The organism is Microbacterium sp. STF-2 (assembly GCF_034650155.1).
In the GTDB taxonomy this organism is placed as follows: Bacteria; Actinomycetota; Actinomycetes; order Actinomycetales; family Microbacteriaceae; genus Microbacterium; species Microbacterium maritypicum_A.
Genome location: NZ_JARKMW010000001.1, coordinates 2,619,916 through 2,634,045, shown reverse-complemented (window position 1 = coordinate 2,634,045; position 14,130 = coordinate 2,619,916). Strand labels below are relative to the sequence as shown.

The following is a 14,130-nucleotide window of genomic DNA, read 5'->3' as shown; positions in this document are numbered from 1 at the left end:
CTCCATGGCCAGCCTGATCACGCAGGTGAAGAGCAAGCTCTTCATCCACTCGACGCGCAAGTCGTTGCACGCGCTCGACGGCGCCTACGCGTCGCTGCTGCGCGGGCGGAGCCTCGACTTCGAAGACCTGCGCAAGTACGAGTACGGCGATCAGGTGCGCGACATCGACTGGCGGGCGACCGCCCGGCTGGGAACGCCCCTGGTGAAGCGCTCGCGCGCGACCCGCATGCACACCGTGCTGTTCGTGGTCGACACCGGGCGCTCGATGTCAGCACTCGCCGCAGACGAGCAGTCGAAGAAGCACCTGGCGATCCTGGCGACCGGAGTGCTCGGTGTGCTGACGCTGCGCCACGGCGACGACTTCACCACGGTGTACGGCGATGCCGCCAAGGTGCGCCGCCTCGCGCCGGGCCGCAGCGAAGGGGCGCTCGAGCACGCGCTGCGCACGATCGATCGGGCCGTCGACCAGAGCGACGCACCGAGCGACCGTGATGGCCTGCTGTCGTTCGTCACCCGCACGATCGCGCGTCGCATGATCGTGGTCGTGATCACCGACGAGGCCCCCGTCACCGGCGAGACCGAACGGATGCTGCGGCGACTGCGCGTGCAGCACGACGTGCTCTGGCTCACGCTGCGCGACGCCGAGCCCGTGCTGGACCACGCCACCGGACACATCCGCAGTGACGTCGACAGTCGCTGGCAGGTGCCGGGATTCGTGCAGGGCGACCGCGAGATCGTGCAGGAGCTGACCGCGCAACGCGAGGCCGACGCCGCACACCTCGCCGAGCTCCTCACCCGGATGGAGATCAGCCACTCCACGCTGGACGGGCAGGACGATGCCGTCGCTCAGCTGCTGACGCTGCTGAATCGGAGGTCGAATGCCCGGCTCTGACGACCTCTATCCGCCAGCGCAGTACGGCTGGGGATGGATGCTGCTCGCAATCGGCATCCTGGCTCTGCTGGTGCTGGGGGCGTGGTTGCTGATCGTGCTCACCCGACCGCGGCGCACCCTGGCGGTCGCCGACCCGAACGCCGGGCAGGCACCGCTGGTCATCGACGTGCTCTCGCAGCTGCGCACCGAGTACCTGGCGCGCATCCAGCAGATCGAGACCGAGTACGTCGAACGCCGCATGTCCGCCCGGCAGGCGAATCTCGAGCTGAGCCGCACCGTGCGCACCTTCGTGAACGAGTACAGCGGCCTGGAGGCGCCGGTGCTCGCACTCGACGATCTCGTGGCCCGTGGTGCGCATCCCGCCCTCATCGATGCGCTCGGCAGGCACTACTACCCGAGCATCTTCCGCCAGGGACCGGTGATCGATCCTGTGGCCGGCGCCGAAGCCGCCAGGACGGTGGTGCGCACGTGGCACTAGCGAACGTCTGGATGCTCGCGGCCGCGGTCGCGGTCGTGGTGCTCGCGATCACGATCGGTCTCGTCGTCGGCCTCCGGCGGGGCGGCCCGAGCCGAGGCACCGACGCCGCGCGCGTCGCCCGTGCCGAGCGCGTGCGCGCGCTGCCCTCCTTCCGCCGCGCACTGACGCGGAGAGCACTCGCGCTGTCCGGCATCCTCGCCCTCGGCGCGACCGCCGCCATCGTCGCGGGCGTGGTGGCTGCGCGGCCGATGTCGGCGCAGACGATCCAGCCCGTCAACACCAGCCGAGACATCATGCTGTGCCTCGACGTCTCCGGTTCCATGACCGAGGTCGACGTGGAGGTGCTGAACGTCTTCGACGAGCTTCTGGACAGCTTCGAGGGCGAACGCATCGGACTGACGATCTTCAACAGCTCGCCCGTGCAGATCTTCCCCCTGACCGACGACTACGACTTCGTGCGCGAGCACATCGAGAGCATGACGCAGAGCTTCGACTACGTCGATCAGGTCCCGGAGCACTGGGTCGGCACCCTCAACGGCGACGGCGCCTCCCTGATCGGCGACGGTCTCGCCGCCTGCACGATGGGTTTCGACAACCCGGACGCCGAGCGCTCACGCTCCGTCATCTTCGCCACCGACAACGAGGTCAACGGCGCCTCGATCGTCACGCTCGACGAGGCCGCCGCCTACGCCGCCTCGAAGGACGTGCGAGTCTTCGCGCTGAACCCGGTCCAGGGCAAGGATGCCGATGTCAGCGCCGAGCTGAGCGCTGCGGCCGAGGCGACGGGCGGCGCCGCATTCGGCCTGCGCGACACGACCACCGTCTCCGACATCGTCACCCAGGTGCAGGAACAGGAGGCGACCGAGTTGCGCGGGGAGGCGCAGGTGGTCTGGACCGACACCCCGAACCTGTGGATCGTGCTGCTCTCGATCTGCCTGCTCGGCTTCGTCGTGGTGCTGTGGAGGGTGCGACTGTGATCCTCCAACCCGTGCTCAACCCGCTGCTCGTTGCTCTGCTGTGCGCCCCCGTCGCCGTCGCCGCCGTCTGGGTGCTGGTGCGTCCGCCGAAGTCCGCCGGGGTGCCGGTCACCGATCGTCGCGCGCTGGCCGGGCATCGTGCCCTGTGGGCCATGCGGCTGCTTCTGGTGCTCGCCTGCTTCGCGATGCTCATGCGTCCGGGCATCCCCGGGGGAGCGACCCAGACCCTCGCGACGGATACCGACATCGTGCTCGTGGTCGACACGACGGCGAGCATCGTGGCTGAGGACTGGGACGACGGCGAACCGCGGCTCGACGGCATCCGTGCAGACGTGCGCGCTCTGGTGGAGGAGTATCCGGGAGCGCGCTTCGCCCTCATCACCTCGGATGCCGCGGCCGAGCTGAGGATGCCGCTGACCACGGACACCACGGCACTCCTGGGTTCCCTCGGGGTGCTGCGCCCCGAGGTCACCAGCCAGTCACGCGGCAGCTCGATCGGCATCGCCGCCCCCCTGCTGTCGGAAACCCTCGCCTCGGCAGCCGAATCGTCTCCCGACCGCTCGCGCATGGTGTTCTATTTCGGCGACGGGGAGCAGACGGTCGACACCGCGCCGGAGTCGTTCAGCGCGAGCGAGAAGTACACCGATTCGGGAGCCGTGTTCGGCTACGGCACCGCCGAGGGCGGGCCGATGCGCATCACCACGGGCGGCGTCTCGGATCAGGGCGGCGACTACATCCAGTACCAGGGCGCCGACGCTCTCTCGGTGATCGACGAGTCGAACCTCGAGACGATCGCCGACCAGCTCGGGGTCACGTACGCGACTCGGACGGCGGATGCCGCCCCCTCCCTTCCCGAGGCCCCGTCGACCACCACCGACTACGCCGATTCGGGCGAGGTCGGCAACGTCATCGAGCTCTACTGGATCGCGGCGCTCGTCGCCCTGGCCATCCTCGGCGTCGAGCTCACCCGTGCCGCCCTGCTGATCGCGCGACTTCGGCAGCTGCGCGCGCCACGACAGCGCGTCCGCTCACGCACCCAGATCTAACACTCAGGCTTCGTCGATATCAGCTGCTAATGTTTTACCGGTCGAGGACTGTCTTGGTCCCGGCAGGGGTTCGCAGATGCATGACGATCGCGGAACACATGGCTTGGGGAAGCCTCCGCGGCGCGTGACTGCGATGTCGTGTCGGCGCTCGCGTCGGCATCAGATCACTGGGGAAAACAAAATCATGGGGAACAATCACGTTCTTGAGCGCGCCCGCTCCGCGGCCGCTGGTGTCGTCGTCGGCATCTTGGTCGTGGCGGGGCTGGTGTCGTTCGGGGGTGGAGCCGCCGTGGCGGCCGACGCCGCGCCGACGTTGCCGCCACTGCTGCAACGCGACGGTGACGTCGTCACATCCGACCCGATTCCAACGGTGCAGATCGACAACGGCTACGTCTGGGCACAGACCACCATCGGCTCCACCGTCTACGCCGTGGGCAAGTTCGACAACGCCCGCGAGCCCAAAGCCGCTCCGGGCACTGCCCTCACCGCGCGGTCGAACGTTCTCGCCTACGACATCAACACCGGGGCACTGCTGCCGTTCGCACCGAAGGTCAACGGCGTCATCAAGGCCGTCGCCGCATCTCCCGACGGCAGCCGCATCTACATCGGCGGTTCGTTCAACAATGTCAACGGGAAGGACCGTTGGAACATCGCCGCGATCGACGCGAAGACCGGCGAGCTGGTCGCCGGGTTCGTCCCGTCGATCGGCGGATCGGGCGTCTACGCTCTCACGACATCCGGAACCGCGGTCTACGCTGGCGGCCTGTTCGGCCAGGCCAACGGCACCGCACGGAAGAACCTCGCCGCGTTCAACACCGCGAACGGCGCGCTCCTGCCCTGGGCCCCGCAGACCGACCTGCAGGTGGATGCGATGGTGATGGACCCCGCCGGCAAGGACACCATCATCGGCGGACGGTTCTCGCAGATCAACGGCGACACCGAGATGCGTGGCAGCGGAGCCGTCGACAAGACCACCGGCACGCTGAACACCGCGTGGGAGCTGGCCAAGACGGTGAAGAACGGCGCCGGTAGCGGCATCTACGCCGGTAAAGCCGGAACCTTCAGCCTCACCACCGATACCACCGGCGTCTACGGCACCGGTTGGGGCTATGCCGACGCTGCCACCGGCAACCTCGAAGGCACCTTCGCGGCCGAGGCCGGCACCGGCAAGGTCCGCTGGATCGCGGACTGCATCGGCGACCACTACGGCGTCTACTCGACCGGCAAGGTCGTCTACACCACGAGCCACACCCATACCTGCGAGACGTTGGGTCTCCACCCGGAACAGGCCCCGCGCGTGCACCGTTATTCCGAGGCATACACGGCCGATGCCCGGGGGACCCTCGCACCTCAGCCGGCGGCACCGGGCCGAAAGGACTGGGGCGGAACTCCCGCGCCTTCGCCGTATGCGTGGTCTCCCGACTGGGCGGTCGGTGTCACCACCGGACTCGGCCAGGCCGGGTTGTCGATCACCGGCACGGGCAACATGATCTCCATCGGAGGCGAGTTCCGCTCCGTCAACAACGGCCAGTTCGAGGGACTCGTGCGATTCTCGACCGCTCCTCCCGCCGGCCCCAAAGACGGCCCCCGCCTCTCTGGAGACAAGTGGCAGCCGACCGCGACGTCTCTCACCCCCGGTCGGGTGAAGGTGTCGATCCCGGCCAACTGGGACCGTGACGACCTCACGCTCACCTATGAGCTGCGCCGCGCCGGTTCGACCACTCCTCTGCTCACCACGAAGGTGGACTCCACCTGGTGGAACCTGCCCGCCGTCAGCTTCGAGGACACGACGGCTCCGGCCGGCTCGCAGCAGCAGTACACCTTCACCGCCACAGACGGCAACGGCAACACCGTCTCGAGCAAGACGGCGACCGTGACGGTGGCCGACCCGACGCCACCGTATTCCAACGCGGTGCTCGCCGATGAACCCCAGCTCTACTACCCGCTGGGAACCGTCGGCCAGGACGTTGCCGGCGCGAACAGCCCGATCTTCCGCGCAGGGGCGAAGCTCTTGCCGTCGGGAACGTCGAAGGGCACGGGCGCGACGGCCCTCGACGGCACCGAGACCGGACGCGTCGACACCACCACGAAGATGCCCGCACCTTCCGCGTACTCCGCCGAGATGTGGTTCCAGACGTCGACGACAAGCGGCGGACTGCTGTTCGATTTCGAGAGCTCAGCAGCGGGCTTCTCGAAGAACTACGACCGCAACGTCTACATGTCGAACGACGGACGCCTGAACTTCGGGGTGTACAGCGACGGCACGAGAGTCATCACGACCAAGGCTGCGTACAACGACAACCAGTGGCACCAGGTCGTGGCGTCCGTCAGCCCCGAGGGGATGAAGCTCTTCGTCGACGGCCAACTCAACGATCAGATCACCGGTGTGACCAAGGGTCAGGCCTACGAGGGCTTCTGGAAGATCGGCAGCGGCAAGCTGGTCAACTGGCCGAACATCCCGACGTCGGTGTCCCTCACCGGCAACGTCAACCAGTTCGCCATCTACCCGTACGGGCTGAGCGCCGGGCAGGTGAAGACGCACTTCTGGGTCGCCAAGGGCTCCACGGCGCCCGTCGCGGCGTACACGGCGACCCCGGTCGGGCTCGCTGTGGCATTCGACGCGAGCACGTCGGTCCCGCCGGGATCCGCCACTGTCGCGGCGTACCGCTGGGACTTCGGCGACGGGACGACGGGTACGGGCAAGACGCCCTCGCACACGTATGCGGCGCCCGGCACGTACCAGGTCAAGCTCACGATCACCGACAGCCAAGGGCTCGTGGGGTCGGTCAAGAAGCCGGTGGTCGTGCAGGGAGCCAATGCGCTGCCCACCGCGTCTTTCACCCTCTCCTCATCGGGTCTCACCGCCTCGGCTGACGCAGCGGCATCGACCGACACCGACGGCACCATCAGCAGCTACAGCTGGAACTGGGGCGATGGCACGACCAGTGCGGGTGCGGTCGCCAGCCACGCCTACTCGACGGCGGGGACACGTACGGTCACCCTCACCGTGACCGACAACGTGGGCGGCTCGGCGACCACGACCCGCGAATCCGTCGTGGCGGAACCCGCGCCGCTCGCGGGTGACGACTTCGAGCAGGCATCCAGCCGCGGCTGGGGGAACGCGGTCGCGGGCGGCGCCTGGACGATCGCGGGCGGTTCGCAGGCGGCGGCCACGGTCGCCGACGGCTTCGGACGGTTGAACCTGGCCGCGGGCGACACCCGACACGCCACGCTGAACGCGACGTCGGTCCCGAGCCCGGCTCTGGAGACGACCTTCCGCGTCGATCAGGGGGCCACCACCGGTGGTGCGTACATCGGAGTCATCGCACGCGACTCCGCCGCCGGACGCTATCTCGTCCGCGCATGGCTCCGTCCCGACGGAACCATCTGGCTCGTCGCCCACCGTGACGGAACCGTCCTGGCCACCCGGGCCGTCTCGGGTCTCGCCTTCGCGGCGAACACCTCGTACACCCTCAAGGTCACGGTGACGGGCACCGCGCAGGCGTCCATCAACGCGAAGATCTGGGCGACCGGGGCGACGGAACCGGCCGATTGGCAGCTCAAGGCGTCGGATGCGACGCCCCTGCAGCCCGCGGGCGGGGTGGGCCTGAGCGGCAACCGCTCCGGCAGCTCGACCGCGGCACTCGGCGTGGCCTTCGACACGTTCCGCGTCACCGCAGCCGAGTAGCGCCCGGGGACGGGCATCGTCCCTCACCATGATTCAGCCGACCTCGGCACTCGAGGTCGGCTGAATCGTATCCGGAGGATCCCCGGATAGGATGTTCAGCGCTTCGTCCTGCCGCTTCGGGGACCAGAATTCCCCGCGCTGAGCAGTGGTCGATCGGTAAGGGGGTTGGACGTGACACATCCGTCGGCACCCGCGGCGACCGAGCTCGGGTCCTCGACCACCACCGCCAGCACGGCCGACAGCGCCGCCGCCCTCCTCCGGTCCAACCGCCGTCGTCGCAGCGTCCGCCGCTGGGTCGCGATCGGGACGATTCCGCTCACCCTCGCCGCGCTCCTGTTCGTGGGCAAGCTGCTGAGCATGTACGCCTTCGCACATCAGGCCATCACCGCCTACCTGGTGGACGACTTCGCCGGGTCGGAGGCATCCGCACGCGGACAAGACCTCCTGAACTGGTTCGAGCCGTACAAGGCACCGTTCAACATCGGCACCGCGCTCGGTGCGGCGGAGCAGCTGCCGGAGGCGCGGGCCGAGCTCGAAAGGGCACTCGACCTCGCCACCGGACTGGAGGTATGCGGGGTACGGATCAATCTCGCCCTGGTGGTCGAGCGCATGGGTGACGCCGCACGCGCGGACGGCGACGGCGCGGGCGCTGCTGCGCTCTACGGCGAGGCGCTCACGATCACGGTCGAGACGCCGGAGGAGTGCCGCAGCGAAGAGGCCCGGCAGCAGTCGTCCGACCCGCAGCGCGACATGGCCGATTCTCTCGACGGCACCGCCGATCGTCTCAAGCAGAAGCAGCAGGAGGAGCAGCAGCCGTCACCCCAGCCGCAACCGGGGGAGAAGGAACAGCCGTCGGAGGACAAGCTGAAGGGCCTGCAGGACAAGCTCGAGCAGGGGACGCAGGAACGCGATCAGCAACAGGGCGACGACCAGGGCGGTTCGGAGACGGACAAGCCGTGGTGAGCGATCACGAGAGGCAGCGCGCGCGCTACATCGCGGGCACCGAGGGCGCTCCACCCGTGCCCCCACCCGGCGGCTACCGAGGAGCGCGGCGCGATGCGTTCGGATCCGCACCGCGCCCGAACGTCGCGACGATCGCCCCGGCGGAAGAGCCGAGGAAGCCGTCGAACGCCCTCGGTTGGATCGCCCTCACCACCTCCATCCTCTTCGCGCTGATCCTGCTCGGGACGCTGATCGCCGGCGGCACCGACCTGCTCTACGGCGTCACGATGCTCGCCCTGCAGCTCGTCGTGGTCGCGGTCATCGCGGCCGCCCTGTTCTCGGCACGCGGACGGAAGCTGGGGGCGATCGCGCTCGTCGTGGCGATCCTGTTCAACGTCGCCACCGTGGGCGGCATGAGTGCCCTGCAGACCTCAGCCTCCGGCAACTACGAGGGTACGAAGACGGCCGCGCAGAAGCACGCGGAGGCCTATCCCGCGATCAAGGGCACCGACCCCCAGCAGACCCTCTCGCAGCAGTCGCTCGAGGAGGTGCGTGCGCAGGCCGAGACCATGTTCGCCGACATCCGCACGCGACTCACCGACGAGTTCGGCTACACCTGGGTGCAGGTGGGCGACGACGACCTGCGTCCGGAACGCAACGGCTACGGCGGCGAGTCGATGCTCGTCGAATTCACCTCCGCGGCGTGGGCGACGAACGAACCGATCCAGGATGACGAGCGCAAGCTCGACGTGATGCGTGTCGTCAACGAGGTCGTCGTCGAGCACGGACTGTGGGACCTCTACTCCTTCAACGATCCCTCGGTCTCGGGAATCGACCCCGCGATGATCGCGAAGCTCTACGGCAGCGACGACCCGCGCACGCAGACGACGTGGGAGTACTACACCGAGAACTTCCCCGATCCGCTGCGTTTCTACGCCACCATCAACGACCTCTCGAACGATCGGGACGGCGGATTCCTGGCCGCCCGCGAGGCGCAGAACGCCCGCACCGGCGAACCCCTCGAAGGCCTGCAGCTGACCGTGATCGCCAGCGGAGTGCTGAGCGAGGCCCATCGCGAAGAGTTCCAGACGAAGCTGCAGGAGTACCCCGGCTTCGAGTGAGACGGTGCCGGAGCCCTGCCGGGCCGTGGGCCGATGCGCGTCAGGGGCCGAGCGTCAGCAGCATCCGGGCCAGCACGTAGCGGGCGTGGCCGCGGGAGGTGCGCGGGTCGTAGCCCAGAGTCTCCACCAGCACCGTCAGACGCTCCTGCACGCTGGAATGATGGCGGCCGAGACGCGTGGCGGCGGCGCGCACGCTCTGCTCTTCGGCGACCGCGTCGAGAAGCTCCCGACTACGGGCGTCGAGGGCCGCGAGCGCGGCGGCATCCGGGTGCAACGGGCTCGACTCGGCGGCGTCGGCGACGAGGAGCAGCGCTCCGAGGTCGGCCGCATCGACCACCGGCTCGCCCGGACTCGTCAGACGCACGGCGACGAGAGCCGATGCCCACGACTGGGGAAGCTGGTCTCCCGGTCCGGCGAGACCGACGCCCAACCGCAGAGCAGCGGTATCGGGCCAGACTTCCCGCACGTCCGTCTGCGCGTCGATGATCGTCGCGCGCGTGAGTCCGTGCCGGGTGGCGACCACAGCCGTGGGGTGCGTCGGCAACGGTGCGGGCTCCGGGGGTGACGCGACCAGTCGCAGCATGCCCGCGGAGAGCCGGAGCCGCGGCAGCGCAGCCGCCCGCTCCTCGGCACCGGCGTAGGAACTGATGGCGAGTTCGACCGCGCTCTCGGGGCCGACCGTGCGTCGCGCCCGGATGATGCCGAGGGCGAGGCTGAGCCGCTCCAGGATCATCGCGTCGTTCGAATGCGCATCGCCCTCCCGCTCGATCCAGGCGACGGCATCCGGCCCGCTCTCCCGGACGGGCCAGGAGGGGGACGGCTCGACGGGATCGATGCGCACCCCATCTGCCCGCACGCGCACGATGTGCCGGCCGTCGCGCTGGCCGACGGTCGCACCGCTCAGCACCGCCGCACCCCGCAGCATGCTCTCCACACCCACGGAGCGGGCGACGAGGGCATCGAAGTAGCTGACGACTTTGAGCGTCTCGCTGGCATCCGGGTCGAGGGCGGTGAGACGCCCCAGCAGATCTTGCATGTCGGCTCCATCGCGCGGGGATTCCACCCTACGGGGTCGGCGCGCGGCCCCGGAGGGTGGAATCCGGACTCAGGAGAGCAGGCGGTGCACCCAGTTGTCCCGCGCGGCGAGCATGGCCTGAGCGACGGCGGCGTGCGGGGCGAACATGTCGAAGCCGTGGAAGCCGCCGGCCCACACGTGCAGCTCTGCCTGGACCCCGGCTTCCCAGAGCTTCGTGGCATAGGCGACGTCCTCGTCGCGGAACACCTCTGCGCTGCCGCAATCGATGAACGCCGGGGGCAGTCCGCTCAGATCGGTCGCCCGCGCGGGAGCGGCATAGATCGAGACGTCGTCTGTACCTTTGCGGTCGCCGAGCAACGCCGTCCATCCGGTCACGTTCGACCCGCGATCCCAGACCCCGATCCCGTCGATCTGCCGGGTGGACACCGACTCGTCTCGGTCGTCGAGCATCGGGTAGATGAGCAGCTGGCCGATCAGCTCGGGGCCCTTCCGGTCACGGGCGAGCAGCGCGGTGCCCGCAGCCAGACCTCCCCCGGCGCTGCCGCCGCAGATCAGCAGGCGCGACAGGTCGATCCCGAGCTCTTCGGCATGCTCGGCGGTCCACAGCAGACCCGCGTAGCAATCCTCCACCGGATACGGGTCGGGGAACTCGGGGGCGAGCCGATACTCGACCGTGACGATCACGCCGTCGTAGCGCTCCGCCCAGTCGAGGAAGCCGACCACACCGAGCCAGCGGTTGCCGATGATCATGCCGCCACCGTGGGTGTGGAAGAAGCCCGGACCGGTGCCGGTCCGGCCCTCCTTCTCGATCACGGACAGGACGATCTCGCCTCCGTCGTATCCGGCGATCGTGACGTCACGGCGCGTGAAGCCGCGGTCGTCGAGCACGGTGAAGATCTCCTGGTCGCCGCTCACCGGCGACTGGCGCATCAGCGGGATCATCTCGGGCGTCAGGGTCGACGGCAGCTGGTCGCCGACGAGGGCGAGAGCAGCCTCGAGCTCGGGATCGAACGGCGGTCGCGCCAGGGTCGTGTCAGTCATCGGAACTCCTTTGTCCTCGGCCACCATCGCGGCGGTGTTCCGCCAGCCTCCCGCACGCCGCTCCCGAGAGTAACCCGCCAGCGCGGGCGGATCCGACGTCTCCGATCCGCCGGATGGCGGGCTGTTCCGCTCCGGCGTCACACGACTCCCTTGATGGCGCGTGTCGCGCTGGATAGCCTGGCGCCAAAGGGAAGGGATGCGCGCATGATTCGAGCACTCGACGAGCAGCAGTCCTACGAACTGCTGTCCACCACCACGATCGGCCGGATCGGCTTCGTCCATGAGGACCGGGTGCAGATCCTTCCCGTGAACTTCGCGGTCTCCGGTCACGACCTGCTTCTTCGCACCGCCCCGGACGGCGTGTTGGCCGCCCTGACCTCCGAGCCGCTCCCGGTCGCGTTCGAGGTGGACTACCACGACCCCCTCGGCAACACGGCATGGAGCGTGCTGCTGCATGGCCCCCTCTCGCGGGTCCCCGACGACGAAGCGGCGGGTGACGCCGCGCGCGTGCATCCGTGGGCGGGGGAGGATCGGAGCCTTCCGCTGTCGTTCCGCATCGAGAGCATCACCGGCCGTACCGTGCGACGGGACCAGTTCCGCGGCAAGGACTGAGCGCCCTCTCCGGGTGATCTCCGTCGTCGCTCAGTCGCTCAGGATGCGAGGGCCAGGCCGGCGGCGAGCGCGAAGCCCAGCACGGTCGCGAGTCCCGTCGATTCCTTGGCCTTGGACTGCGCCTCGGGGATCATCGAATCGACCAGCATCACGAGCAGGGCGCCGGCGGCGAAACCACTCGCCGCCGAACGGAACTCATCGCCGGTGATGCTCGCGAGACCGAAGCCCGCGACGGTCGCGGCCGCGCACAGCACCGCGACACCCGCCCAGAGCAGCAGCACCCGCGATTTCGCCATGCCGCCTTCGAGCAGGTCGGCGGCCGAGCCGATCGACTCGGGCAGGTTCGAGACCAGGATGGCGACCACGAGCGCGATGCTCACCGGCTCACCGGATGCGAGCCCGATGCCGAGCACCAGCTGCTCGGGGATGCCGTCGAGCAGAGCGCCCACGGCGAGCTGACCTCCACCCGCCTGTTCCTTGGTCTTCGCAGCACGCGCATCGAGGATGCGGTCGGCGATGTAGTAGCTGATCGCTCCCCCCGCGACGCCGACAATGAGGGGAACGGGACCGGCGAGGTCGAGCCCCTCCTCCCAGAGCTCGAACGCGATCGAAGCCATCAGCGCGCCGGCACCGAATCCCAGCACGATGCCGAGCCAGCGCGGCGGCCACTTCCGTAGCAGCGCAAGCACCGCGCCGATGAACAGCGGCGCAGCCGCGACCAGACCCCACAGGACTGCTCCACCCATGTCCGACCTCCGTGGGGCCTACTCTCCCACCTCCGAGCCCGCCATCCGGGTCGACCCACCCGTCTCCAGAAAGGGGCGCTAATAGGATGACCACAGCGGGAGCGGCGGGCGACCCAGCGAGGCGGCGATGAGCGACAGGCCGGTCGAGGTTCTGCGCATCCCTGCTTTCGCACTCTTCTGGTCATCGTCGACGCTCGGCGCGTTCACGGGCGCCGTGACCGCCTTCGCGTTCGGTCGGCGTGGTGGTGTTCGTCGTGGCTGCACTGATCGTGCTCTTCTCCCCACTGCGCCTGGCACGCCATGAAGATGTCGTTCAGTCGGAGTAGTCGGCGTTCGGGGTGACGAACGTCGCCGTGTACTCCTCGGTGCAGGGCGTCAGGACATAAACCTTGCCCCAACCCCAGCCCATGAGCATCGGATCGTCCTGGCTCAGGCGCGTCTGCCGTTCACCCGCCTCGATGACGACCCACCCCGCATCGTCCGTCCGCCAGCTGGCCTTCCCGACGACCGGGGTCACGTCGCCATCGAGGCACACCCGCCCGTCGTCGAGTTCCCGTTCCTCGGTGCCGAGCATCAGCGCCGAGACCTCCGCTGATCCGTCTTCCTTGAGTGTGAAACCTGCGAGTTCCGAGGCCTCTTCGAAGCCGTGATACGTCGCGGGGAACGACAGGTGCGCCGCCATGTCCTGCCGCGCGAGCGTCGACCCGCGGAAGGCTTGGACCGCCAGGACGAGAAGCACGACCAGTATCGCGGCGAGAAGCGCACCTCCCGCAATCAACCACCATCTACGCGACCTTGCTCTCTGCATGGCCACAATGTAGCGGCGGATCCTGAACGAGGACACCGATATGAAGCACCCGCCTCGCCCCCGTTCTGCGCCATTCGAATGGTATTCTCATGGCATGAAGGCAACCATGGACAAGGCAGGACGGATCGTCATCCCCGCTGCGCTCCGCGAGCGCGTCGGATTGATCCCTGGTCCTATCGATCTCATCCTCGACGGCAACGGCATCCGCATCGAGATCGATGCCCCGGACAACCTCATCGAGAAGGACGGGCGTCTCGTCGTCGCGTCGTCCGGCATGGCGATCACACCCGACGACATCCGCGAGTTGCGCCTTGCCGACCAGCGCTGACCTGCTCCTCGATACGAGCGCGGCGCTCGCGCTCCTCGTGGAAGACAACACCGCGCACATCGCGGTCCAGAGCGCCTGCGCCGGTGCAATCCTCGGCCTTGCCGGCCACGCCTCAGCAGAGACATACTCCGTGCTGACGCGCCTGCCGGGCCCCAATCGCCTGACCCCTCTGGCAGCGGCGAACGCGATCCGGGCTGCATTCCCCCGATCGATCTCACTCTCGGAAGAGGACGCGCGCACCGCCGTCGACGTTCTCGCCGATGCTGGAATCGCCGGCGGAGCGGTCTACGACGGCCTGGTCGCGTTGTGCGCCAGGGCCGCCGGGGTGACGCTCGTCACATGCGATCGCCGCGCGATAGGAACGTATGCGGCGCTAGGCGTCGATGTGCGCGTGATCTGACGCAGCACGGGGCTA

General features: G+C 68.7%; 14 protein-coding genes. 10 read left to right on the top strand and 4 right to left on the bottom strand.

The window, feature by feature from the left end:
• The first annotated feature begins 4 nt into the window (after window positions 1–4).
• The 7 genes from MicroSTF_RS12775 to MicroSTF_RS12745 all read left to right on the top strand — a co-directional run bounded on the left by MicroSTF_RS12775 (window position 5) and on the right by MicroSTF_RS12745 (window position 9,144).
• Window positions 5–892: a DUF58 domain-containing protein gene (locus MicroSTF_RS12775; RefSeq protein ID WP_021200100.1), complete on the top strand. Its 888-nt coding sequence runs from the start codon at window positions 5–7 to the stop codon at window positions 890–892.
• Window positions 879–1,370 (top strand): hypothetical protein, encoded by a 492-nt coding sequence (locus MicroSTF_RS12770; RefSeq protein WP_322956075.1) that lies wholly within the window; start codon window positions 879–881, stop codon window positions 1,368–1,370. The genes MicroSTF_RS12775 and MicroSTF_RS12770 overlap by 14 nt, the downstream gene beginning before the upstream one ends.
• The gene (locus MicroSTF_RS12765; protein ID WP_322956073.1) at window positions 1,361–2,347 is read left to right on the top strand and encodes a VWA domain-containing protein; all 987 of its coding nucleotides are present in this window, start codon (window positions 1,361–1,363) and stop codon (window positions 2,345–2,347) included. Before MicroSTF_RS12770 ends, MicroSTF_RS12765 begins: the two co-directional genes overlap by 10 nt.
• The gene (locus MicroSTF_RS12760; protein ID WP_322956071.1) at window positions 2,344–3,393 is read left to right on the top strand and encodes a VWA domain-containing protein; all 1,050 of its coding nucleotides are present in this window, start codon (window positions 2,344–2,346) and stop codon (window positions 3,391–3,393) included. Before MicroSTF_RS12765 ends, MicroSTF_RS12760 begins: the two co-directional genes overlap by 4 nt.
• Window positions 3,394–3,577: 184 nt before the next feature.
• On the top strand, window positions 3,578–7,081 hold the full coding sequence (locus MicroSTF_RS12755) for a PKD domain-containing protein (protein WP_322956069.1): 3,504 nt from the start codon (window positions 3,578–3,580) through the stop codon (window positions 7,079–7,081).
• Window positions 7,082–7,252: 171 nt separating this feature from the next.
• The gene (locus tag MicroSTF_RS12750) at window positions 7,253–8,044 is read left to right on the top strand and encodes a hypothetical protein (RefSeq protein WP_029260832.1); all 792 of its coding nucleotides are present in this window, start codon (window positions 7,253–7,255) and stop codon (window positions 8,042–8,044) included.
• Window positions 8,041–9,144: a hypothetical protein gene (locus MicroSTF_RS12745; RefSeq protein ID WP_231494506.1), complete on the top strand. Its 1,104-nt coding sequence runs from the start codon at window positions 8,041–8,043 to the stop codon at window positions 9,142–9,144. Before MicroSTF_RS12750 ends, MicroSTF_RS12745 begins: the two co-directional genes overlap by 4 nt.
• Window positions 9,145–9,184: 40 nt before the next feature.
• On the opposite strand, the gene MicroSTF_RS12740 is transcribed toward MicroSTF_RS12745, so the two are convergent.
• Together MicroSTF_RS12740 and MicroSTF_RS12735 are read right to left on the bottom strand one after the other, a co-directional pair.
• On the bottom strand, window positions 9,185–10,180 hold the full coding sequence (locus tag MicroSTF_RS12740; RefSeq protein WP_322956067.1) for a hypothetical protein: 996 nt from the start codon (window positions 10,178–10,180) through the stop codon (window positions 9,185–9,187).
• A 69-nt stretch (window positions 10,181–10,249) separates the two neighbouring features.
• Window positions 10,250–11,221: an alpha/beta hydrolase gene (locus tag MicroSTF_RS12735; RefSeq protein ID WP_322956065.1), complete on the bottom strand. Its 972-nt coding sequence runs from the start codon at window positions 11,219–11,221 to the stop codon at window positions 10,250–10,252.
• Between the two features lie 204 nt (window positions 11,222–11,425).
• Between MicroSTF_RS12735 and MicroSTF_RS12730 the strand changes: the two genes are divergently transcribed.
• Window positions 11,426–11,833 (top strand): pyridoxamine 5'-phosphate oxidase family protein, encoded by a 408-nt coding sequence (locus tag MicroSTF_RS12730; protein WP_029268240.1) that lies wholly within the window; start codon window positions 11,426–11,428, stop codon window positions 11,831–11,833.
• A gap of 38 nt (window positions 11,834–11,871) precedes the next feature.
• Here MicroSTF_RS12730 and MicroSTF_RS12725 read toward each other — a convergent pair whose 3' ends face one another.
• Together MicroSTF_RS12725 and MicroSTF_RS12720 are read right to left on the bottom strand one after the other, a co-directional pair.
• The gene (locus MicroSTF_RS12725) at window positions 11,872–12,579 is read right to left on the bottom strand and encodes a hypothetical protein (RefSeq protein ID WP_322956063.1); all 708 of its coding nucleotides are present in this window, start codon (window positions 12,577–12,579) and stop codon (window positions 11,872–11,874) included.
• Between the two features lie 313 nt (window positions 12,580–12,892).
• Window positions 12,893–13,387, bottom strand: coding sequence for a hypothetical protein (locus MicroSTF_RS12720; protein WP_136053485.1), 495 nt, complete (start codon window positions 13,385–13,387; stop codon window positions 12,893–12,895).
• Between the two features lie 94 nt (window positions 13,388–13,481).
• Here MicroSTF_RS12720 and MicroSTF_RS12715 point away from each other — a divergent pair, with 94 nt between their 5' ends.
• A complete protein-coding gene (locus tag MicroSTF_RS12715) occupies window positions 13,482–13,715 on the top strand; it encodes an AbrB/MazE/SpoVT family DNA-binding domain-containing protein (RefSeq protein ID WP_029260826.1) in 234 nt (77 codons plus the stop codon).
• Window positions 13,699–14,115 (top strand): PIN domain-containing protein, encoded by a 417-nt coding sequence (locus tag MicroSTF_RS12710; RefSeq protein ID WP_029260825.1) that lies wholly within the window; start codon window positions 13,699–13,701, stop codon window positions 14,113–14,115. The genes MicroSTF_RS12715 and MicroSTF_RS12710 overlap by 17 nt, the downstream gene beginning before the upstream one ends.
• Window positions 14,116–14,130: the final 15 nt, after the last annotated feature.

Bases quoted from the DNA above. Each gene is read 5' to 3' on its own strand.
- MicroSTF_RS12775 (WP_021200100.1), top strand. From the start codon at position 5: ATGGCCAGCCTGATCACGCAGGTGAAGAGCAAGCTCTTCATCCACTCG.
- MicroSTF_RS12770 (WP_322956075.1), top strand. From the start codon at position 879: ATGCCCGGCTCTGACGACCTCTATCCGCCAGCGCAGTACGGCTGGGGA.
- MicroSTF_RS12755 (WP_322956069.1), top strand. From the start codon at position 3,578: ATGGGGAACAATCACGTTCTTGAGCGCGCCCGCTCCGCGGCCGCTGGT.
- MicroSTF_RS12740 (WP_322956067.1), bottom strand. From the start codon at position 10,180: ATGCAAGATCTGCTGGGGCGTCTCACCGCCCTCGACCCGGATGCCAGC.
- MicroSTF_RS12735 (WP_322956065.1), bottom strand. From the start codon at position 11,221: ATGACTGACACGACCCTGGCGCGACCGCCGTTCGATCCCGAGCTCGAG.
- MicroSTF_RS12730 (WP_029268240.1), top strand. From the start codon at position 11,426: ATGATTCGAGCACTCGACGAGCAGCAGTCCTACGAACTGCTGTCCACC.
- MicroSTF_RS12725 (WP_322956063.1), bottom strand. From the start codon at position 12,579: ATGGGTGGAGCAGTCCTGTGGGGTCTGGTCGCGGCTGCGCCGCTGTTC.
- MicroSTF_RS12720 (WP_136053485.1), bottom strand. From the start codon at position 13,387: ATGCAGAGAGCAAGGTCGCGTAGATGGTGGTTGATTGCGGGAGGTGCG.
- MicroSTF_RS12715 (WP_029260826.1), top strand. From the start codon at position 13,482: ATGAAGGCAACCATGGACAAGGCAGGACGGATCGTCATCCCCGCTGCG.